Source organism: Caulobacter sp. 602-1 (assembly GCF_003931565.1).
In the GTDB taxonomy this organism is placed as follows: domain Bacteria; phylum Pseudomonadota; class Alphaproteobacteria; order Caulobacterales; family Caulobacteraceae; genus Caulobacter.
In genome coordinates this window covers 584,749-607,086 of sequence record NZ_RRYI01000003.1, presented here as the reverse complement: position 1 = coordinate 607,086, position 22,338 = coordinate 584,749, and the positions used below count along the sequence as shown (strand labels likewise).

At 65.6% G+C, this 22,338-nt stretch carries 16 protein-coding genes; 7 read left to right on the top strand and 9 right to left on the bottom strand.

Features of this window, described 5'->3' with window-relative positions; all coding sequences use genetic code 11:
- Window positions 1-8: 8 nt before the first annotated feature.
- Window positions 9-3,011, bottom strand: coding sequence for a TonB-dependent receptor domain-containing protein (locus EIK80_RS11770; RefSeq protein ID WP_233586560.1), 3,003 nt, complete (start codon window positions 3,009-3,011; stop codon window positions 9-11).
- Window positions 3,012-3,343: 332 nt separating this feature from the next.
- Window positions 3,344-4,339: a LacI family DNA-binding transcriptional regulator gene (locus tag EIK80_RS11765; protein ID WP_255414585.1), complete on the bottom strand. Its 996-nt coding sequence runs from the start codon at window positions 4,337-4,339 to the stop codon at window positions 3,344-3,346.
- A gap of 494 nt (window positions 4,340-4,833) precedes the next feature.
- Between EIK80_RS11765 and EIK80_RS11760 the strand changes: the two genes are divergently transcribed.
- The 4 genes from EIK80_RS11760 to EIK80_RS11745 all read left to right on the top strand — a co-directional run bounded on the left by EIK80_RS11760 (window position 4,834) and on the right by EIK80_RS11745 (window position 11,784).
- Window positions 4,834-5,814, top strand: a complete 981-nt coding sequence (locus EIK80_RS11760; RefSeq protein ID WP_125157165.1) for an alpha/beta hydrolase — start codon at window positions 4,834-4,836, stop codon at window positions 5,812-5,814.
- Between the two features lie 185 nt (window positions 5,815-5,999).
- Window positions 6,000-10,838, top strand: coding sequence for a putative Ig domain-containing protein (locus EIK80_RS11755; protein ID WP_125157164.1), 4,839 nt, complete (start codon window positions 6,000-6,002; stop codon window positions 10,836-10,838).
- A gap of 230 nt (window positions 10,839-11,068) precedes the next feature.
- Entirely contained in the window at window positions 11,069-11,419 is a 351-nt protein-coding gene (locus EIK80_RS11750; protein ID WP_125157163.1) for a hypothetical protein, read from the top strand.
- A 107-nt stretch (window positions 11,420-11,526) separates the two neighbouring features.
- Window positions 11,527-11,784, top strand: coding sequence for a helix-turn-helix domain-containing protein (locus EIK80_RS11745; protein ID WP_125157162.1), 258 nt, complete (start codon window positions 11,527-11,529; stop codon window positions 11,782-11,784).
- 100 nt (window positions 11,785-11,884) lie between these two features.
- On the opposite strand, the gene EIK80_RS11740 is transcribed toward EIK80_RS11745, so the two are convergent.
- From EIK80_RS11740 to EIK80_RS11715, 6 genes are all read right to left on the bottom strand, one after another.
- Window positions 11,885-12,655, bottom strand: a complete 771-nt coding sequence (locus EIK80_RS11740) for a hypothetical protein (RefSeq protein ID WP_125157161.1) — start codon at window positions 12,653-12,655, stop codon at window positions 11,885-11,887.
- Between the two features lie 147 nt (window positions 12,656-12,802).
- Window positions 12,803-13,630, bottom strand: coding sequence for a hypothetical protein (locus EIK80_RS11735; RefSeq protein WP_125157160.1), 828 nt, complete (start codon window positions 13,628-13,630; stop codon window positions 12,803-12,805).
- Window positions 13,631-13,813: 183 nt separating this feature from the next.
- Complete coding sequence (locus EIK80_RS11730; RefSeq protein WP_125157159.1) at window positions 13,814-14,401, bottom strand: hypothetical protein; 588 nt, start codon at window positions 14,399-14,401, stop codon at window positions 13,814-13,816.
- A gap of 204 nt (window positions 14,402-14,605) precedes the next feature.
- Window positions 14,606-16,282, bottom strand: a complete 1,677-nt coding sequence (locus EIK80_RS11725) for a recombinase family protein (RefSeq protein WP_125157158.1) — start codon at window positions 16,280-16,282, stop codon at window positions 14,606-14,608.
- Window positions 16,283-16,301: 19 nt separating this feature from the next.
- Window positions 16,302-16,487 (bottom strand): hypothetical protein, encoded by a 186-nt coding sequence (locus EIK80_RS11720; RefSeq protein WP_125157157.1) that lies wholly within the window; start codon window positions 16,485-16,487, stop codon window positions 16,302-16,304.
- A gap of 248 nt (window positions 16,488-16,735) precedes the next feature.
- Complete coding sequence (locus EIK80_RS11715; RefSeq protein ID WP_233586556.1) at window positions 16,736-17,107, bottom strand: hypothetical protein; 372 nt, start codon at window positions 17,105-17,107, stop codon at window positions 16,736-16,738.
- A gap of 1,262 nt (window positions 17,108-18,369) precedes the next feature.
- On the opposite strand from EIK80_RS11715, the gene EIK80_RS11705 reads away from it, so the two are divergent.
- The 3 genes from EIK80_RS11705 (at window position 18,370) to EIK80_RS11695 (ending at window position 20,687) form a co-directional block, all read left to right on the top strand.
- Window positions 18,370-19,650: a reverse transcriptase domain-containing protein gene (locus EIK80_RS11705; RefSeq protein WP_125157154.1), complete on the top strand. Its 1,281-nt coding sequence runs from the start codon at window positions 18,370-18,372 to the stop codon at window positions 19,648-19,650.
- Window positions 19,651-19,758: 108 nt separating this feature from the next.
- Window positions 19,759-20,256: a DUF2840 domain-containing protein gene (locus tag EIK80_RS11700; protein ID WP_125157153.1), complete on the top strand. Its 498-nt coding sequence runs from the start codon at window positions 19,759-19,761 to the stop codon at window positions 20,254-20,256.
- Window positions 20,253-20,687, top strand: a complete 435-nt coding sequence (locus tag EIK80_RS11695; RefSeq protein ID WP_125157152.1) for a ribbon-helix-helix protein, CopG family — start codon at window positions 20,253-20,255, stop codon at window positions 20,685-20,687. The genes EIK80_RS11700 and EIK80_RS11695 overlap by 4 nt, the downstream gene beginning before the upstream one ends.
- Here the strand turns inward: EIK80_RS11695 and EIK80_RS11690 are convergent.
- Complete coding sequence (locus tag EIK80_RS11690; protein WP_233586555.1) at window positions 20,684-22,216, bottom strand: DUF3363 domain-containing protein; 1,533 nt, start codon at window positions 22,214-22,216, stop codon at window positions 20,684-20,686. The genes EIK80_RS11695 and EIK80_RS11690 overlap by 4 nt on opposite strands.
- Window positions 22,217-22,338: the final 122 nt, after the last annotated feature.

Genomic DNA, 22,338 nt, shown 5'->3' with positions numbered 1-22,338 from the left:
GGGGGGATCTAGAAGCGGAAGCGAACGCCCGCGCGGTACATCCGGCCGACGATGTCGTAGAGGGCCGGGTTGGCGTAGTTCGGCGACTTGGCCGGATCGCGGTCGAACAGGTTGTCGACCTTGAAGTAGGCGCTCACGTCCTTGCGGATGTTGTAGGTCCCGCCGACGTCCATGTAGAACGCGCCGGGCATGAAGTTCTTGTCGATGGTCGGCGCGTTGGGCGTCGAGGCGGGGCAGGTTCCCGGGGCGCAGACCGCATACTGGTTGCCGTAGTTGCCGTCGGTGAACCAACGCTCCTGCAGCGTCAGGGAGAAGCGGTCGGTCTCGTAGCTCTGGATCGCGAGCCATTTCCAGTTGGGCGTATTGCCCTGGTTCACGCCCGCGGAGTCGACCGGAACGGTGCCGGGCAGGCCCGTGTCGGTCCAGAAGTCGCGGATGTGGGTGGCCAGGGCGCGCAGGGTGAAGGCGCCCGACAGGCCCAGCGGTTGCTGCCAGCGATAGCTGGCCTCGATGTCGAAGCCGCTGGTCTTGATTGACGCCAGGTTGAAGGACTGGACGTTGATGTAGTTCGGGCCGTTGGGGTTGTTGAGGTTATAGGCGCTACAGGTCTGGGGCAGGACCTTGTCGATGCAGTAGTCGACGATCTGGGCCGCGCCCAGGCTGGAGACGACGTCGTCGACCTTGATCTTGTAGTAGTCGAACGACGCGCTGAAGCCTGGCAGCCAGGCCGGATTGGCCAACACGACGCCGATCTGCGAATTGCGCGCGATTTCCGGCGTCAGGTTCGGGTTGCCGACGGCGTTCTGGATCGCCACCACGTTCCGATTGTTCGCCCGATCGAAGAAGTTCGGCAGGGTCGTGGTGACCGGTGCGGCGAATAGCTCCGACAGGTTGGGCGCGCGGACGTCGCGCGAGGTCACGCCACGGAAGCGCAGGCCGTCGATCGGCGTGTCCCAGGTTCCGCCCGCCTTCCAGGTCCAGATGGTGCCCGAGGTGCTGTAGTCGGTGACCCGCGCCGCGGCGTTGAAGTTGGCGCGGCCGGCGGAGTCGTTGTTGAACAGCGGCAGGTCGACCTCGAGGAAGGCTTCCTTGACGTTGTAGACGCCGTCGCCGTTCTTGTAGTTGCCCGCGTGCCAGTTGTTGCCGAGGGTGTTGAGCAGCGGATCCGCCGGATAGCTGCCGCCGTAGGGGCTGCGATCGGCGACGCCGGCGCCATATGGGTCCGCGCGGACGGTGTAATATTCCCGGCGATATTCAGCGCCGAAGGCCACCGAAAGCGGACCGGCCCACAGGTCGATCGGGGCGCCCGAGAAGTTCAGGCTGGCCACGTCCTGTTTCATGAGCAGGCGCTGGAACGGGCCGGCGGCGGGTTGGACATATTCCAGGGCCGCGGCGGAGGGCGGCTTGCCGCCGAAGATGTTGAGCGGCTGGCAGCCGTTGGCGCGCGCCACGGGATCGGCGCAGACGATCGCCCCGTTCAACGTGGTGGCCTGGATCGCCTGGTTGAAGCGCGGCGTCAGGATGATGTGGTCGACGTCGATAGCGGTCTTGTTTTCACCGTGCTGGTAGTAGGCGTCGTAGGTCCAATCCGAGCCCACCGCGGCGAACTTGCCCTTCAGGCCGGCGACGACGCGATACTGACGACGGTCTGTATGGACCTTGGTATTGGGCAGCACCGCGTTGCTGACGCCGTACTGGAAGCTGGTGATGCCGGCGGTCGCGCAGGCGTCCCGCACCGAGGTCGGCAGGTAAGGGTTGGAGCACTGCAGCGTCAGGCCCGTCCGATTCATGCCGTTGACGGGCTGGTTGCTGGTCTTGACCTGGCCCAGATTGAACGAGACGTAGGCCTCATTGCCCTCGGCGAAGTCGTAGCCAACGCGGCCATAGGCGACCTTGCGCTCGATCTTCGACTGCAGCGTGCGGCCCGAGTCGACGTTACCGGACAGGTCGCCGCCGACGCAGAAGCCCGGGAAGCAGCCGGTGACGGCGCCGCCAGCGGTCTTGGACGGAACGCCGTTCGAGCCGTATTGGAACTGGAACGGGTTGCCAGCCTGGTCGAAGGCGATGCCTTGCAGCGGACCGGCCGTGATCAAGCCGTACTTGGTGTAGGCGTACGGCTGGGCGTTGTCGCGCATCACGTACCGCGGCGAGCCGTCATTGAGGACGTTGCGATCGATCATGGTCGTCTGGGTGAACCAGTGACGGTCACCCGCCAGGTCCAGGCCGAAGTCGCCCGGACCGACGCCGTTCTCCTTGGCCCATTCGACGCTGCCGACCACGTGCACGCGGTCGCCCGCGAAGCTGCGGCCGCCAGCCAGCTGCACCAGGCCTTGCTCGTTGTCATTGTACTTCGAGATGCCCGCCTGGACATTGCTTTTCAGGCCCTCGAAGCGCGTGTCGGTGATGAAGTTGACGACGCCGCCCACCGCGTCCGAGCCATAGGAGGCCGAGGCGCCGCCGTTCACGACGTCGACGCGCTGGATCAGCAGTTGCGGGAACAGGCTGACGTCGGTGACGCCCGTATAATAGGCCCCGACCACGCGCTGGCCGTCCAGCAGGGTCAGGGTGCGGATCGTGCCCAGGCCGCGCAGCGAGAACGAGCTCAGGCCCTGCTGGCCGCTGGACGTGCTGAAGGTGTTGGTCGCCGAACCGCTCGAGCCCTGCAGCGACGGCAGTTGGACGATGGTGGCGAAGACGTTCGGCTGGGCGTTGTTCTGGATCTGAGCTTCGCCGATCACCGAGGTCGGCGTCGGGGCCGTGAAGCCCGTGGTCTGGATGCGCGTGCCGGTGACGACGACCTCGGTGACGGTGGCCGAGTCATTGGCCGCCGCCGGAGTCGAGGCTGTCTGAGCCAAAGCCGGCGCGGCGGCGAACAGGGCCGCGGTCACCGCGCCGGCGCTGGCGGACCGCAGAACGCGGTTCCGAAGCTGCGCCGCGCTGTTCCGAGCCTTGATCCGGGCGTGACTGGGCGCGCCGCCGTCCTCCACGGACGTCATGCCGTTGGCGTTCATTCTCATCCCTCCCTATCCGCGGGCTCACCGGCGCCGCGTGCTTGATCGTCGCCACGGCGGATCGCGATGGTAACGTTATCGTTGATCTTGGTATGGTCGCCGGCGCCGTGTCAATACTCCGACATATTATCATTCTTGCGGCCGCTCGGCGTCGCCGCGCCGGGCTGGTGCTGGTCAGTCAAACCCAGCCAGGGCGCGGGCAAGCCTGAGAACGGTTCTGGTGATCGGGAGCGATAACGTTATCGGGCGCGCCGGCGTTCGGAGCGGCGGGTGAGGCCCTGCAGGCAAGACGATCGGCGTGGCCCTCTAGATGAGCTCCACGCCCGAATTTCTCACGGCGGCGAGGTCGAGAGCCGGCGCACGACCTGGTGATCGAGCACCCGGTCGCGGCGATCGGCGAGATGTGTCTCGGCCCCGGAGATCTGGGCCGCCAGCAGGCCAAGCGCTTCGGCGGCCAGCTCGCGAACGGGCTGGCGCACCGTGGTGAGCGGGGGCCACAGGGTGACCGCCGCGGCGGTGTCATCGAACCCGGCGACCGTCAGCGCGCCGGGCACATCAAGGTGTCGGCGGTGCGCGACCGACACCACCGCCGCGGCCATGTCGTCGTTGCTGGCGAAGATCGCCGTCGGCGCGGGTGACGCATCCAGCAGGAGTTCCGCGGCCGCGAGGCCCGAGGTGAAGCTGAAATCGCCCTGCGCGATCGTCGTCTGCACGTCGTCGGCCTCCCGAACCGCCGCGTAGAACCCCGCAAGCCGCTCGGCGCTCGCCGCCTGGTCGGGATTGCCCAGGATGAAGCCCAGGCGGCGATGCCCTTCGGCGATCAGATCCCGCGTCATCTCGTAGGCGGCCCGGCGATCGTCGATCCGGACGCAGATGGCTCCCGCCACGCCATAGGCGCCGACCGCCGCCAGCGGCAGTCGCGCCTTGCGCAACACCCGCAGGACCGTGGAGGATTCGCCTAGGGGAGGGGCCAGGATCACGCCGCGCACGCCCGCGGCGATCAGGTTCTTCAACTCGGCGTCCTGGGGCGGGCGTCCGCCCTCCCCGCCCCTGAGCAGGATCAGGCGGGCGCCGCGCGTGGAGGCCTCTTCGTAGACCCCGGTCAGGAACTCGCTCATGAAGGCGGCGCTGGGATTGGAATAGATGACGCCGATCCGCAGCTCGGCCGAGGTCACGAGGCTTCGCGCGGCGACGTTCGGCGTATAGCCCAGGCGATGGATCGCTTCGGTGACGACAAGTCGTGTGTCAGGGCCGACGCCCGGGCGAGCGTTGATCACGCGCGACACGGTCATGGGGGAAACACCGGCCGCGGCCGCGACATCGACGATTGTTGGGCCGCGGACGCCCTCGGTGTTTCTGGCCAATCGTCTACCCCGCCACTGTCGTTGCAGTCCTACCTAGTCGATTGTCGGCTCGACTCAAAACTGGCGCCGCGGGACGCGCTGACCTGCCGGCGGCGTCACGTTTATCGGTATTGCACCGTTATTGGTTGGACAGGTTCAAGTAAATACGCTTACGTTAACGCAACCATTCCGTAATCTGTCTTACAGATTGGGGGCATGGCGCGGCCTTTGACGCGTGTCGAGGCCACCTAGCGCTTCGTCCCCTTGGTCGCGAGCTTTCGACTGCCCGCTCTCCCCCTCCTGGGCGGCCCGCCCGAGTCCGACGCAAATCGCCAGGCTCGGGCGGCTTTTTTTATCCCTTTAGCGCGCGGCGCCGGCCAAACTCGGCCGTCATCGGGGCGTGACAAGCTCTCAGCATATTTGTAGGAGTTAAAAGCCGGAGTGATACCGGTCACAAAGTTATAATGGGAGGTTGCGCCATGGAGTGGATCAACAACGATCGCCGTTCGGCGTGGATGAGGGCGATGCGCGCGGGCCTCGCCGCGGGTGCCCTGGCCGTAACGTGCGCGATCGCCGCGCCCGCCCAGGCCCAGGCCGACAAGATGACGCCGATCGCGATCCCGGCGCAGCCGAAGGCGATCGAGCTGGGCACGGGGGCGCTGCCGGGCGCGACCGCCGCTGAGTCCTGGCACAGCCAGTATGGCAGCGTCTTCGCCCGCAACGTCACCGTCGCGACCTTGACCCCGTTTCTGCCCGACCCGGCCAAGGCCACGGGCGCCGCGGTCATCGTCGCGCCCGGCGGCGGGTTTCGCACCCTGTCCATGGAAAATGAAGGCTGGCAGGTCGCCCAGGCCCTGGCCGACCGGGGCGTGGCCGCCTTCGTGCTCAAGTATCGCCTGAATCAGACGCCCGCCGACATGGCCGGCTTCGAGCGCTCCATGACCGAGATGTTCGCCAATACGGCGCGAAACCCCCGGCCAAATCCCGAGCAGGCCATCGCGGGTCTGGCCCCGCAGATCGCCGACGCCCGCGCCGCGTTCGCCCTGGTCCGCGGGCGCGCGGCCGAATGGCATGTCGATCCGGACCGCATCGGGATGGTCGGGTTCTCGGCGGGCGCGATGCTGACCATGGCCACCACGCTCGCGGGGCAGGACGCCAAGCCCGCCTTCATCGGGACGATCTATGGCTCGCTGGCGCCCGTCACCGTTCCGGCTGACGCGCCGCCGCTGTTCGTCGCGCTGGCGGCCGACGATCCCTTCTTCGCGAATGGCGGATTTGGCCTGATCGAGAGCTGGCGGTCGGCCAAGCGGCCGGTCGAGTTCCACCTCTACGAACAGGGCGGTCACGGCTTTGGCATGTATCAGAAGACAACCACCAGCACCGGCTGGTTCGACGCTTTCGCCCGCTGGATGGGAATGCACGGGCTCCTGAAGCCGGCGAGCGCGTCGCCGGGGAGCTAGTCCAGGCAGCGCGCGGCCTAGGCCTGCAAACGTTTCGTTTCATGCAGCTTTCAGGCGAGTACTCAATTCGAGCACGGCCTATGGTGGGGCGTTTTGCCGCTCGCCGAACGGGGTTTTGGTAACGTCTAAATTAAAGGTCGAGGCCGCTGTCTGCGCGCACGCAAAGCGCACAGCCAGGCCCGTAGATGACCGTTTCGTCTTTTGTTTCTCCGACCACCCAGTCCGCTGCATCGGCGATCTGGCGGCGGGTCGTGCGCGCCTGGGCGGCGCTGATCCTTGTGGCGGTGACACTGTCCGCAGGGCCGGCTTTGGCGGTGACCAAGACGGTCAATAGCATCTCACTGGACATCAACATGCCGCAGGCCCAGCGCGGCGTGCAATATTCCTACCAACTGGCGCCCAGCGGGAGGACCGCGCCCTACACCTTCCAGATCCTGTCGGGAGCGCTGCCTGCGGCCTTCACGATGTCCAGCTCGGGCCTGGTCACAGGGGTCAACTGCGTCAGCACCAATGGCAGCTACAACGTGGCGGTGCGAGTGACGAGCGCCGATGGTCAGTACGCTGACTTTGTCAGCAACCAGGCGGTGTCTATCAACATGACCGCCGGCCCGGCCAACAGCTGCGCGCTGACGGGCGGGGCCATCAGCTCCGGCGGCTCTACCCCGCAGGTCGGCGAATACTATTCCGCCACCATCTCGGCTTCCGGCGGAGCGGCGCCCTACACTTACACCGTTGCTACCGGCTCCCTGCCGACGGGCCTTAGCCTGAGCACGTCGGGCACGATCAGCGGCACGCCGACGACGGCCGGCAGCTTCGACTTCCAGATCCAGTCAGCAGATTCGGGCGGTAATACGGGCTACACGCAATACACGATGACGGTGGCGGCAGCCTCCTCGGTGGCGGTCAGCCCCACCAGCCTGCCAACCCCGGTACTGAACACGGCCTACAGCCAGACCGCTTCGGGCAGCGGCGGCACGGCGCCCTACACCTTCGCCGTCAGTGCGGGGACGCTGCCCGCGGGCTTGTCCCTCAACGCTTCGACCGGCGTGATCAGCGGTACGCCGACCACAGCGGGCGCTTACAGCTTCACGATCCGCGCCACGGACTCCGCCAGCCAGAGCAACTCGCGCAGCTACTCCGGCACGATTATCGCGGCCCTGTCGATTACGACCGCCACCCTGCCGACGCCGGTTCTGACCCAGGCCTATAGCCAGACGATCGCCACCTCGGGCGGCACGGCTCCGGTGAGCTTCTCGATCTCGGCCGGCAGCTTGCCGGCGGGCCTGTCGCTGAATACGTCGACGGGCGCGATCACGGGCACGCCGACCGCGGCCGGCGCCTACAGCTTCACGGTCCAGGCGACCGACGCCAACGCCGTAGCGGCCACCCACGCCTACAGCGGAACGATCGCCTCGACCCTGGCGATCATCACGGCGACCCTGCCGACGCCGGTTCTGACCCAGGCCTATAGCCAGACCGTCGCCACGTCGGGCGGCGCGGCTCCGATCAGCTTCGCGGTTTCGGCCGGCAGCTTGCCGACGGGCCTGTCGCTGAATGCCTCGACGGGCGCGATCACGGGCACGCCCACCGCGGCCGGCGCCTACGGCTTCACGGTCCAGGCGACCGACGCCAACAGCATCATCGCCACCGAAGCCTATAGCGGTTCGATCTCCAGCGGCGTCGTGATCACGACGGCCAGCCTGCCCACGCCTTTGCTGAGCGTAGCGTACAGCCAAACCGTCTCGACCTCCAACGGGGCCGCGCCGGTGACCTTCTCGGTTTCGGCCGGGAGCTTGCCGGCGGGCCTGTCGCTGAATGCCTCGACGGGCGCGATCACCGGCGCGCCGACGGCCGCGGGCGCCTACAGCTTCACAATCCAGGCGACGGACAACAACAGCGCGACGGATGTCCGCGCCTATAGCGGCGCGATCGCCAGCGCCCTGTCGATCGCCACGACGACCCTGCCGACGCCGCTGCTCGGCGTCGCCTATAGCCAGACGGTGTCGACCTTGGGCGGGACGGCGCCGGTGACCTTCTCGGTCTCGGCCGGAAGCTTGCCGGCGGGCCTTTTGCTGAATGCCTCGACGGGCGCGATCACCGGCACGCCGACGGCTGCGGGCGCTTACAGCTTCACGATCCAGGCCAGCGACGGCGCCAGCGTCACCGCCACCCAGGCCTACAGCGGCGCGATCGGCAACAGCATCTCGATCACCACTGCGGCGATCGTCACCCCGGTCCTCACCCAGCCCTACAGCCAGGCAATCGCCTCGACCGGCGGGACGGCGCCGGTGACCTTCTCGGTCTCGGCCGGGAGCTTGCCAGCGGGCTTGTCGCTGAACACCTCGACGGGCGCGATCACCGGCGCACCGACCGCGGCCGGCGCATACAGCTTCACGATCCAGGCCAGCGACGCCAATAGCGTCACCGCCACCCGGGCCTATAGCGGCGCTATCGCCGAGTCCCTCGCGATCACCACAGGCAGCCTGCCAACCCCCGTGATGGGCGCGCCCTATGCCGCGACGGTGGGCGCCACGGGCGGGACTGCGCCCGTGACCTTCTCGATCTCAAGCGGCGCCCTGCCTGCCGGTCTCAGCCTCAATGGCCAGACCGGCGCGATCAGCGGGACTCCGACCACTGCAGGGCCCTACGCCTTTACGGTTCAAGCGACAGACGCGCGAAACACGACGGCTAGCCAGTCCTATCAAGGCGATGTCGCCGCGACGCTGACGATCACCACGACCGCACTTGGTCCGGCGACAGTCGGCCAGACCTTCGCCGGGAGCGTCGCCGCCCAGGGCGGCAAGGCGCCCTATGCCTTCACCGCCAGCGGGCTTCCGCCCGGCCTTACGATGGACGCGAGCGGCGCGATCAAGGGGAAGCCGACAGCCGTGGGCGCCTACACCGTGACGGTTCAGGTGACCGACGCCAACGGCGCCAAGGCCGGCCAGACGCTCGCCCTCACGGTCGCTTCGGCGGTCGCGGCCAGGGATCAGTCCATCGACGTGCCGTACAACACCGCCACGACCATTACCCTGGCGAGCCTGAACGCGGGCGACGCCGTGGCGCTGCAGTCCGAACCGGCCCATGGCGCGGTGTCGCTGATCGGCCCGATCGTGGAATACACGCCCGAGGTCGGCTATATCGGCGCGGACGGTTTCAGCTTCAAAATCACCGGCGCCTGGGGTGAGTCGAGCCCCGCCTCGGTCAAGCTCAACGTCCTGCCCCCGCCGCCGCCCACGGCCGAGCCGCCGCCTACCGCGACCCTCGACACCGGCGTCACCGGTGGCCTGGGCGGAACCGGCGCCAACGGCGATGCGGCCATCGTCGTGGACAAGGTCAATTTCAACCTGGCCAGCCTGGTTAAGGGCATCGTCACCGACGTCCAGATCGCCACCCAGCCCCGACACGGCAAGGTCGAGCTGGTGCGCACCGCGGCGCGGGTGGCCGCGCGTGACGCCGGAGCGCGTCTGTGCGCGGTGGCGGCGCCCGCCGTCCCGGAGGTCACCGCCGTCTATACCGCCGACAAGGGCTATGTGGGCCGTGACAGCTTCACCTTCATCGCCATCGGGCCTGGCGGTGTCTCGGCGCCCGCCACCGTCAATATCGAGGTGATCAAATCGACCCCGACCGCTCCGATCCTGAAGGTCACCGCGATGGGCGGCCGCAAGGTCACCGTCGACCTGACAGCCTCGGCGACCGACGGTCCGTTCCTGGCTGCGGCGCTGGTCGCCACGCCGGCGGCCGCGATCGGTACGGCCCGCCTGATCGAGGGCGGCTCGGCGGAGGCCCACACCTATGCGCTGGAGTTCACGTCGAAAGGCGCGTTCACCGGCGACATCACCTTCACCTACACCCTGACCAATAGCTCGGGCGTGTCGGACCCGCTGACCGTGATCCTGACGGTCGAGGCGCGGCCCGATCTGACCACCGACGCCAGCATTCGCGCGATCAACGACGCCCAGACCGAGACCGCTCGTCGCTTCGCGGGGACGCAGCTCGACAATTTTGGACGGCGTCTTGAAAGTCTGCACGGCGGCCAGTCCGGCGATGGCTTTGGCCTGAACCTGGTCTCGGGCGTCGGCCAGGCGGACGCGTGTCGCCAGCGCGCCCATACGCCGGAAGAAGATCGCGCCTGCCGGGAGCGTCCGGCAAGTCCCGCCGAGCCAGGCGCGGGGCCGGCTCAGCGCCCCATCGGCCAGGTCGAGGTCTGGGCGGGCGGGGCGATCACGGTCGGCCGCCGCGACGCCGACACGCGACTGGCGAAGCTGACGGTCCAGACCTCGGGCGTGAGCGGCGGCGGCGATGTGCGACTGTCGCCGGCGATCACCGTCGGCGTGGGCGGCGGCTACGCCTCGGACGTCACCAAGCTGTCGGGCGGCAAGGGCCGGGTAGACGCCGATGGCTGGACGGCGGCGACCTACGCCAGCCTCCATCCGGCTTCCGGCGTCTTCGTCGACGCGGTGGCGGGCGTCGGCCGGCTGACCTTTGATACGCGTCGCGCGACCGCGGCCAGCCAGGCGATCGTCACCGGCGAGCGCGACGCCTCCCTGCGGTTCGGTTCGTTGACGGTCGGCTATGACGGCGCGGCGCGCCACGTGACCTGGTCCCTGTATCTGAGGGCCAAGGCGCTGGACGCCACGCTGGACGCCTATGCCGAGCGCGGATCGGATGTCTATGCCCTGGCTTACGACAAGCGTCGCCTGAACTCGCTGGTCGGCGTCATCGGCGGCCGCGTCCAGTTCGACCGCGAAATGGGCGAGGTCAGGGTCACGCCGCGCGTGCGGATCGAGTACTCGCACGAGTTCGCCGCGGTGGATCCGCAGCGCATCCGCTATGCGGACTGGCTGGATGGGGCGTCCTATCAGCTGGTGGGCGATGCGTGGGCCACGGATCGCGTGACCCTGGGCGTCGGCAGCGGCCTGGGCTTCGAGAACGGCTGGTCGCTGGATCTCGATCTCGGCGGCGAACTGGCCAAGCGCCAGTCGTCCGCGACCGCCCGGATAGGAGCGGCCAAGCGGTTCTAGGGGGATGCCGGTCCGGATCGTTCACCCGGTTCGGACCCGGCTCCTCAACGCGGATCTATGTCGGGTTCCGCGCGGTTCTGAATGTCTGCAACTGGCGCAGCGCCGCCGTGGAAGCTGACCTCCGCCATCTGGACCCGGTAAACAGGCCAGCCCATGGCAGCAGGCCGCGCCTTATCCGCTGGCGCCTCAAATTCGCTCATCTATAGGATGCGGTGTAAGGGGGCGCACCTATGGCGGAGCAGGCCGTTTGGGGCATTCACGCCGGGAAGACCGGCGACGCCGAGGCTCTTTTCGCTGATCGAAGCTGCATCGCGATCGGATGGCCCGAAGCGGGAGATCTCAGCGCTCTCAAGGCGAACCGCGAAAAATACAGCAAGACCTATCCCGAGCGCACAGCAGGCCTTGTGCCTGTCGCCGCCGGCCAGCTATTTCGGTTCGCTCACGAGATCCAAGTCGACGATTGTGTCGTGTTTCCAGCCAAGCTGGACCTGTGGGACGCTTTGTCGGTCTCGTTTAATTCGGGAAAATGGCGCGCAGAATCGGTAGGTCTCGATCACTACGCCTACGCTATCACCCTCTAACGTACGATTTCCCGCATTCGCCGGGGCTTCGTATGCGGGAAGACCTTCCAAGCCCTCAACCAGCGTCGATTGCGCTTAACGGCCGACGCTCAGTGTGAGGGGAAATTATGGATCCCATCCAAACTGAACCTCTTCCCGTCTATTTGACGACGGTTGAGGCAGCGCATCTGCTGCGCCTTTCGGCGCGCACCTTGGAGAAATATCGCACCTATGGGTCAGGCCCTAGCTATCGAAAGTTAGGAGGCAAAGTGGTGTATGCAGCCAGCGATTTAATCGGTTGGGCTGAAACCGGCGCCAAGGACTCAACGTCCGACCCTCGCACGGGTCCACCGCCGGCAAAGAGGCGTCATTTCGCCAGCACTTGAACTGGCTCCCTCACCGGACCCGGACACGGTCCGGTGAGGCCCTAAACCGACGCGGACACCACGCCGGAAAGCGGTCAGAGGGAAGGTCTGTACGGGGTGGTTATCCAGGCGTCTGGAGATCCAGCCAATTTCGGACATGCTCGACACGAAGCACGCGCAGGCGTTTTGCGCCGGGTAGCCATTGCTGGACCATCCCCACGACAACGGCTTCGGCAGGCGCCCAGGTTTCGCCTGCCCGGGTCACCTCGCAGTAGCGGGTGTTCCAGACGAGCGATCCGCTGAAACCGTGCGGATCACGATACTTCACGCGCTGGCGAGCTTCCTCGGAGGTCCCAGCCGTCAACCGGGTCGAAGTTGGCTCCCAAAAGATCTCGAAATGGTCGCCATCGCCGGTGTCCCTGACCTCCTGCGTGCCGTAGCCCGAGGCGTTCGCTTCGAGGGTGTCGACGAGGAACTGGCTGTTCTCCCCAGCGTAGCCCCGAAAGAACAGGATTTCCTCGTTCCCGATCGTGTGGTGGCGCTCTGCGAAGCGCTGATAGGGAACCGCCTGCGCGTCGTGTGGGAAAGCGTCCCAGGGCTCGTCTGGGACATCGAGGAAAGCGACATCCAGGGCTTTGTCGTAGGACCATTCGGCTTGATGACCCCAAACTTTTTCCGACCCAGAAAAGCGGTAGTGGCGGCCAACCGCCAGGACGTGCTCGCAGGACAGCAGGGTACGACGCCCGCCCTGCGTCACATATGTTCCCGTGCCGACGTGACGGCCGCCAGCGCCCATGCTCGCGGAGATAGGCGCGACGAACGGCTTCACATGCACGTTCATCGCGTCGGTAACTTGGCTACTGATGACTTGCCACTCCTGCGCTGTCAGCAACGTTTCATCCTCCGGCTGACACCACCCCGTGAGGCGGACATCTCGCGAGCTGATCCCCGCTAGGGCGATGGTCAAGCTTGTTAGACCGACTGCGCCGGCGCGCTGTCAACGTCCTGCTTTGGCGTATAGCGGATGGGGCGTGAGGGTCTAGCGATCCCCCGCGCCGTCGTCGCCCTTGGCGGGGTCCGACACGGCGAGGATAACAAGGTCGATCGCGTTGTCGCCGCCACATTGGTCGCAGGTCCAGCGATGACCTTGTTTCAGTTCGTCAGGGAAGATCCCGTGCTCGCCCGCACATCCCTCATGGTGGCAAGGCGCGCCGTATTTGACGGCGGACCATCGGTCGGGGTCGTCATCGCCGACGAAGAGGCGATACGGCGCCTCGCAACCCTGGCAGACCGCCGCCAGCTCGCCTGTAACCCCGGGTGGCACGCGCTTGCGCATGTCGGCCCCGCAGCGTGTGCAGCCGCAATGGCTGAAACGCCCGCCGATGAAGGTCTGCTTGAGCGGCGTCACCATCGGGTCGAGCAGGGCCACCAACGCCTCGCACCGCTTGCGGAGCTTGGCGAAGTCGGGGCCGCCGTCCTTGGTGATCTGCTTGAGGGTGGGCATATGAAGGTAGGAGCCCAGGGCGTCGTAGTTGCCCTTGAGCATGAACCGGTCGATCGGCGTCTCGGAGAAGGTTACGGAGGCCGGGGTGTCGCCGCCTCCGCCCCGGCGTGTGATGCGCACCGTCGATGGCTGGTCGGCATCCGGATCGACCTCAAGCAGCAGGCGAAGCACCTTGGGCGGCGGCCAAACCTCGTAAACGCTCGGCGGAACGTCGCGGCGGTAGTCGTGCAACCGGTCATAGACGCCCGCTTCAAGGGTCAGCCGCAGCTCCAGGGCGGCATAGCGCAGGGCGTGGTCGTCGCCTTGGGCCAAGAGCGCCTTGGCCCGCGCCAGCGCTTGGCGCGCCTCATGTCGAAACTGCATCGCACGAATCCCGGCCACGACGTCAACGCGGGCAGTCTAGCCTGGCCGCGCAAATCCAAGCGACGGGACGGACGGCGCGATGTCACCGCGCCTAGCTCGCTCAAGATCACTCTCCGGCCAGGATCGCCTCGATCATGCCCGAGCGAACTGGTTTGCTCATAAAAGTGATCCCCTCCGTCTAGACTACTGTCGTTTTGGACCGCACACGACAATCTGACCGCCGCCTTGAGAGGCATTGTTCAAGAAGTCGGCGTAGGCGAGATGAAGCACTAAAACGGCTGATGATTGCCCCTCTGGGCAGGACACATCCAATGTCATGGGGGGAACAAGCCGAGCGCTCACAGGCTTGAAGCCTATCGCCGACTCTAAGATCCCAACCTCTTCCACAAGACCGAGCGATCGGCCGCGTTTTATGGAAATTGCGCCAGTGGGCGTGAAGTTTGGACCGCAGCTATTGTCCGCCCATTCGTGTCCCCAATGCACCAGCGACGAGCAGACTGACAGGGCATCGGAAGCACCGATATTCTTCACCTGCATGACAAGGTTGCCTCTCACATCGCTTCTGAACTCGGCTCCTACCAATTCAAGGAGAGGCCCGTTCTGTGAAGCGAACATCTGCTGCTGGATCTCAAGTGCCCGTCTCGCCTCCTGCCAACCCAGGAACGAAAAGGCACTGCTTACGACAAGCGCGACCGGTGCCAGCAACTGCGCCACATAGCTGGCCCTATCGAGTGCGCTCCAACGACGCCACTCCTCAAGCTTCGGCCACATCACCACCTCTCCGCGTCGAATGGAGATCAGTGTCACAGTTTTGGCGCGACTGCGTAAGTGTAGTCGCGCCTTCGCGGACGTCAGCCGCGCCAGGAAGCGGGCGTACTCTCGGCGGCTCTGGCGTACCGCTGGATACAAAATCGCAGATTGGCGTAGGTGCGCAGAATCGAATGACGAGGAGAGCTACGCCTACGCAGCTGCCCTCTAGAGCACGATGTCGGGGTCCTCGACACACGCCCGAGAGTCCGCCGTCACGGCTAACGGGCCGCCGAGAAACCGGCCAACGGCGCTAAACCGTTGGCCTCCCTCGTCCTGCGACCACTGGAGGACGGTCTCGAATTCGCTGCGCAGCTCGGCGAAAATCTCGCCCCGGTTAGGGCCGGGCGTGAGAATGATCTCTTTGATCAACGCCCGCAACGCTTGGGCGGCTTCGTCGCGCTCCTCGGGCTGGCTGAGCGCTTCACTGAGCCGCTGGACCTTGCGCCGATATAGCTCGGCCATGTTCGGGTGCAGGTCGGGCATGTCGATCGTCGGTTCGGCGAGCTTGGCCTCCAGAGCTTCGACCTCGGTTTCTAGCCCCTTCAACCGCTCCATGAGCGGCCGGGTATAGCCACCGTCCTCGATGGCGCTGACGATGCCGTCGATGGCCTTGTGGGCCTTCTCCAGCCGCAACACGTCGCCGCCGCGCGTGGCGCGGCGTTGGTGGTTCAGTCGGTTGGTTTCTTCGATGTAGGAGCGCATCGCCTGAGCGATGGCCTCGCCGGTCACCAGACTTTCCTTGAGGCCCTTGAGAACCCGCTCCTCCAGCCGGTCGCGAATGATCGTTCGACCATTGGAGCAACCATTGCCAAGAGCGTTGTTGGAGCAGCCAAACCGGTTGTTCGACCGCTTGGCGACTGAACCGCCACAGACTCCGCAGACGATCAAACCCGATAGAAGCGTCTTTGGCCGATGCATGGCGGCCAGGGCCTTGCCGCGCTTAGACATGTTCTCTTCGTAGACATGGACAAGGCTCGCCTGCTTGGCGCGTGCGGCGGCCCAAAGCTCGTCGCTGACGATCTGAAGATGCGGGGCCTTCACATGGACCCATTCGCTCTCGGGATTGAACCGCAACGTGATGCGGCCGGTGTCAGGGTTCTTGAGCCGGCGACGCCGGTTCCAGATCATCTCGCCAACATAGAACTCGTTGTTGATGATCCCTGACCCCAAGGCCCGGTTGCCCCGGATAGAGGTGTCGCTCCACCGCCCGCCCCATGGCGAGACGACGCCCTCCTCATTCAGCTCGATGGCGATACGGCGCGGGCTCTTGCCGGCGGCGTAGTCGCGGAAGATGCGCCGGATGACCTCCGCCTCCTCGGGGATGATCTCGCGCTCGCCGGTCGAGACGCGCCCCGCTGCGTCGACCGTCCGCACGACCCGGTAGCCGTAGGCGTTACCGCATCCGACCTTGCCCGACTCCACCCGCCCCCGGATGCCGCGATGGGTCTTGGCCGCCAGATCCTTCAAGAACAGCGCGTTCATCGTGCCCTTGAGGCCGACATGAAGCTCGGTGATCTCGCCCTCGGATAGGGTGACGATCGGCACGCCCGCGAACCGCAACCGCTTGAAGGCGGCGGCGATGTCCTCCTGATCGCGGCTGAGCCGGTCCAGCGCCTCGGCCAACACCATCTCGAACTTGCCGGCCAAGGCGTCGCGGATCAGGGCTTGGACACCGGGGCGGAAGATCACTGTCGATCCGGAAATCGCCGCGTCGGAATAGGTCTCCACGATCTTCCAGCCCTGCTTGTCGGCGTGCATCCGACAGATGCGGAACTGATCCTCGATCGAGTTGGCCGACTGCTTGTCGTCGGAATAACGGGCGTAGAGCGCAACGCGGGTCATGGTCCTAACCTCCAGGCTCTCAGGCTTCATGCTCGCCGCCTTTGGCGTTGGCCGCCTCCAGGCTGGCGAGGAAGTGCTCGCGCGCCATCTGCCGCCCCAGAAGGCTCGCCAGGGTCATGACCACGGCGTCGAACTCGGGATGCGGGGAAGGTGCGTCGTTGGCGGGGGTGATCGTCCCAACTGCGGGACGTGGGGGCTCGTCCATTCTTGGCTCCTTGGGGACAGGAGCCAAAAGCGTTCGGAGACTGGCGGTCTCGGTCAACGCAGGCGCCAAGAGGCGCCCGTGTGTGACGGGCGTACTGCGGGAAACGCCGGAAACCTCGCCGGATAAGGGCGGTGCCTTTGGGATAGATTGGAGAAGACCAAGATTTTTGCTCATCACGGTCCCTAGACGACGGAAACCCGCAGCAAGGGCGCCAACGACACGCAACGATTTGGGCCTCCCCTCCCGATTCATTGCGCGGAAACCGGCAACGATTTGGGGGCGTAGGCGGCGCCGCATCCGGGACAGTGGGCCCGTGATAGGAAGGTCCAGGCCTTGTTCACGAACGGCCAAGGCGTGTCCTCCTGCAAACGCAGCAGGCGATAGGCGATTGCGAGCATGGCCGTGGCGTCTTCGATCGTGCGCGGCGTCAGCTTGCCCAGCGGCTCCAGGGCCTCTTCGCAGACATCGCCAAGGCGTCGGCACTCGGCGTCCACGGCGTCCATCTCAGGCCCCATCGGCAGGGCGCTGATCTGGGCGTCGGTCAGGTTGAAATAGTCGAACTGCTTGACGGCCTGGACTTCCAGCTCGGACCACCGATTGCAGAGGCGGGTGATCTCCATATCCACCGCCACCCAGGCCGCGCACTGTGCGGGGATATCGACAGCGCCCGGCGCTGGAAGTCCCCGCACAGTCTCCGCGAACGGAACGGCGGTTGCGCCGATGACAGCACGACGTGAGATGGCAGGCAGGCGAGCGCCGTCGCCCGTCTTTCGACGCTGGCCCATAGCGTAGGTCCTGATTCAGTGGTTATCGTGACTCTATCAATCCTCAGCCTCCATATCAAACAAAAAGTGCCATACGGCTCAAAATATATCACACAATGCTAACAGGCGCGCAAATCAGAGCCGGGCGGGCTCTCGTTGACTGGACCGGGGCAAGGCTCTCCGAAGCTTCTGGCGTGTCTCTGCAAACGATCCGACGGATGGAGGGAGAGGTCGGAACCGGCCGGAGTTCTCAAGCCAATATTCAGGCTGTCCGCCGGGCGTTGGAGGATGCTGGAGTGGTTTTCCTAGATGCCGATGACGCCAACGGGGTCGGCCCAGGTGTTCGCATAAAGCTGTAGAAGGCTGCGGTTAAGCCGCAGGCGCGAAGCGCCTAGCTAGGCTTAAACCGCTTGCCGAGCCCAAGCCGGGCGGTGAGCGGCCGGTCAAGGGTGCGCGGAGCGCACCGCCGTAGGCGGCGGCAGCGCCGCCCTTGAGGGGACGATCACCGACTGGCCGCAAGCGTCATAACGGAAAATTAGCTTGGCCTTCTCAAGCGGAACGAATCGTGTACGCTTGGCGCGCGAGATTTCCGGCGATGTGCGGTTCGGGCTCCATGTGAGCGTCGAGGCGGATGGGGTCGGGGACCTTGGGGTTCACCCTGGGGTGCGGGTCGTCGGGCGTGTTGACGGTGTCAGCGTGACCGGCCCTGGATCGAGTCAAACTCCCTCGGCCCAGAAGCCCACGACCGGCGTCGCGCGATGCGCCTACCGGACGGTCGAAGAGCATTATTCTGGCGCTGGCGGGAGGCCCGGCGGTCACCTTGACAGCGCGCAAAAACTGTTACGCTGAAGAGGGGCAATAGGATGTCGGCGCGGATGAAAAAGCGGGTCTGGCGGTGGCGGGGGCGTTCGCCCTTGTGGTCGCGATGACGGGCGAGATTTCCGGCGATGTGCGGTTCGGGCTCCATGTGAGCGTCGAGGCGGATGGGGTCGGGGACCTTGGGGTTCACCCTGGGGTGCGGGTCGTCGGGCGTGTTGACGGTGTCAGCGTGACCGGCCCTGGATCGAGTCAAACTCCCTAGTGGCCGGGGGACTTGCCGGTAGCCCAGAGGTCAATAGTTGAAGGTCGAGCCGAGCCTCTATAGCCGAGTGAGAGAGCGCCAGGTTCTTTTGAAGGCTTGGCGTGTGATCAAGGCCAACGCTGAACGGTCGGGCAACAAGCAATCGCGGCTCGATGCGCAACAGTTCGAAGAGAACCTGTTCGCGAACATCGAGAACATCCAGCGTCGCCTGCAAAAGAAAACATTCAAGTTTAAGCCAGCGCTTGGCGTCGCCATTCCAAAGGGAAAAGGCAAGGTCGGCAAAAGGGCGATCATCGTCGCCCCGGTTAGCGACCGCGTGGTCCAACGGGCCATCCTAGATGTTCTATACCGTCATTGCGGGTCAGGTGATCTACAGGCCGCGTTACGGACGCCGACGTCCGTCGGAGGGGTGCCGGGGCGTGGTATCGGCCATGCGTTGGCGCTCATAGAGAAAGCTGAAGACGTCGGAGCGCGATATTTCATCCGGTCCGACATCCGCGACTTCTTCCCGTCTTTCCCCAAAGCCAACGTCATTGAGCAGCTAAGGAAGGCGCTGGATGATGGGGATTTCGTGGACCTCTTCGAGAGCGCGATAAATGTCGAGTTGTCTAATCGAGCTCAACTCGGCCCCGATGCAGAACTGTTCCCGCTAGGCGCTGATGGCGTCGCTCAGGGCTCGCCGCTGTCGGTTTTGGCGGGCAATCTACTCCTCAAGGACTTCGACGCTGAACTAAACCGTCGCGATGTCGTTTGCGTCAGGTATATCGATGACTTTCTAATATTAGCGAAAAGCGGGAAGGCGGCCGGAAAGGCGCTTGAGGCTGGCCGCTCAATCCTTAAAAACTTGAACCTCGAAGCTTATGATCCGCAGTCGGCTCCCCACAAGGCTGAAGCTGGGCCAATCAATGGAGGCTTTGACTTCCTTGGATATCGAGTCGTTCGGGGCCTTAATCCGCCCTCGGCATTAGCGCGAGAAAAGCTGCTCGGGAAAATTTCTGAACAGATCGCTGAGGGTAAGAAATGGGTAAATCAATCGCTAAGTGACGGGCAGCCGAGGACGAAGCGAACGCAGTGCTATATCCAGACGCTTTCCCAGATAGACGACACGCTACGTGGCTGGGCGGGGGCATATCAATACTCGCGCAGCGTCCAGAGCTTTGTCGACCTAGATAGGCGCATAGACGAGATGATCCTGTCGTTCGAAACGTGGTTCGATCGCGCGGTGCATGGATATGAAGCCGATCGATACCGTCGCGCCCTGGGCGTGCGGCTACTCTCGGACACCGCACCGGTCGATCTTCCGTCCGTGGATATGTGACGTTCATCGAGAAACATAGCCGCCGTTTCTTTCCCACAGCCTGTCTTTCTTCGACGAAGGTTCTTCTCCCCTTGAACTGGCGCACAGTTGGGTGGCCCCTGGCGCGCCATGCAACCGCGTTTCTCATCATCTTCGATCGAGGTCGAGCTGATCTGGCTCAAGGACCGCTTCCAGCGCTGGCTTCGTTTCGGCCAGCCAGTTGATGAGATCGCCCACGATCGCCGCCGCCGCGCCGTTACCTTCGCCCCCGGCGCCGTCTTCGCCCTGATCCATTGGGAGGCTGGCGACTATGGCACCACGCTCTCGCGCCTCTGGGTTCTCCGTGCGGTCGAAGCGGGCGAGCGCTTCGACCGCGTTCCTTTCGTCAATCCCGGCGCCGAAGTTCTTCTCGACCTGAAGACCTGGGTGAAGGTCCGCGCCGGCCTGGACGCCATCGACGCCATCGAGGCGCTCGGCATCAATCCCGAGCGCGTCTGTCTCGATCATTGGCGCCATGTCGGCGGTCGGATCGCCGTCGCTGAACCGCCATCACCCTACACCCGCGTCCGCCACCGCGCCTGGCTGTCGCGCAAGCGCCTGGGCTTGATCGACGAGGACGCCGCATGAAGGTCGAGACCAAGGTCTATCTGCCAGCCGATCTGGCCAAGGCGCTCCATCAACTGTCGATCCGCACTCGCCGGCCCAAGTCGGAGATCGTTCGCGCGGCCCTGGCCTCGTTCATGTCGCCAGACGGCGCCGAGCGCACGGAGGCGGCTCTGCTGCGTCGCCTGGATCGGATGAACAAACACATGGAGCGGCTGGAGCGCGAAGCCCAGGTCGGCAACGAAGCCCTCGCGATCTTCATCCGCACCTGGCTTGGCGCAACGCCCGTCGTCTCAGCCGCCGATGAGCCGGCCACGCGAGCCCTGGGCCAAAAGCGCTATGGCAACTTCATCCAAGCCTTGAACCGGCGTCTCAGCAGCGGTGCCTCGCTCTCCGACCAAGCGTTCGAGCCGGGCGGTCTTGGGCTCAACGGAGACGAGCCGACCGGGCGCTAGATACCAAGGCCCCGGCTGCGACCGAGCTGCCAGGAGATGTTGCCGCCCATCTCCACCGTTCCGGCGATGTCCTGGCCCCGATAGCGCTCCATCACCGGCCGCCAGGGCACGAGCGCGAAATCCATGTGACCTTCGATCACCGCGAACTTGCCTGACGCCAGTTGCACGCTATCGACCAACTTGCCGCGCACACTCTCGCCGGGCTCGGGCATACGGAGCGGCAAGCCCCTGTCCTTGGCCATGGCTTCGCCGCGCCGGCTGATCTCCTGACGCTCCAGCGTCGCGAGCAAGTCTGGCTTGGCGCGCCAATCGCCATTGGCGCCGAGCGCGGCGTGGCCTTGCCGAACCAACGTCTCGCGCCGTCGATCAAGAGCACGCTCGACCTCAGCGCCAAAGCCCTGCGGTGAGGCTTCAAATCGTTCCCCACGGACGAGCTGACGATCGAGCCAGGTCGCGCCATCGCTTCGGATCTGGCTCTCCAGGTCGAAAGCCGACAACAGGCGGACCTGTGATCGCCGGCCCTGTTCAAAGGCCTCGGCGCGAGCCGCGAAGTCCTTGGGAATGCTCCAGGCGTCCTCGCTCCAGCGCTCCACCACACCGGCCCGGCGTAGCGCCTCCAACCTTCGAACATGCGCCTCGACGAGATCGTCGGCGCGGGCGCCGGGCGGGAGCTTCATCTCGCCGCTTAGCAGCCGCTGTCGGTGATCGCTGGGGCGATAGACGTCATCCTCGGCAAGGGCGGCGATGGTTCTGTCCGCTGCGCGGCTGGCGGGTCTGGCGCCGGTCTCGACAACAGCGCCGATACGGATCTCGGCGGCGGTGTCGCCATCGACCTCAACATGCCGGACGCGGCCATCGATCCCATCGACGACCAAGCCGACCCGATCGCCCAACTCGTCGGTCAGGCGCTTGTCGATCACCCGCCCGGCCTTGGGCGTCGATGCCTCATTGGCCGGGTCAATGACGAAGGCCTCGGGGTTGGCCTCGCGACCGCGCCTGCTGACGGCCCGGCTCATGGCGCGGATGATGTCGCCGCGCTCGCCAAGGCCACGCAAGGTCGATTCCATACCCTCGGAAAGCCGCCAGACGCCCGGAGAGACCTGTTCGGCGAGGTCCATGCGCTCCAGGGTTCTTAAGCGGCATTGGCGCAAGGTCGCCTCGTGATCGGCGCGGACCTGACCGGCGCCTGGCCGCACGTCAATAGTGCGCGCCGCGGTCATGTCGGCGACGAGGCCGCGGTCAATATCGGTGAAGCGCTCGGCGGTTATCTCCGTCTCGCGCTTGCGGGCAATCTCCTGCTCGGTCTGCAAGCCTAGCTCCAGGGTCGCCAGTTCCTGGGCGCGATGGCGAAGGCCGTGGGTCAGGTAGTCCTGGGCGATGATCAGGTCTTTGCCGAACTCGTCCTTGCCTAGGACCACGACATGGCTGTGCGGATGGCCGGTGTTGAAGTGATCGACCGCCACCCAATCGAGCTTCGTCCCTAGGTCTCGCTCCATCTGCCCCATGAGATCGCGCGTGAAGGCGCGCATGTCAGAGAGGTCCGCGCCGTCCTCGGGCGCGATGATGAACCGGAACTGGCGGCGGTCGCCGGCGCCGCGCGCGGTGAAGGCCGCGCCGTCAACGCCTTCGCCGTCGCGACCGTAGAGGCTGG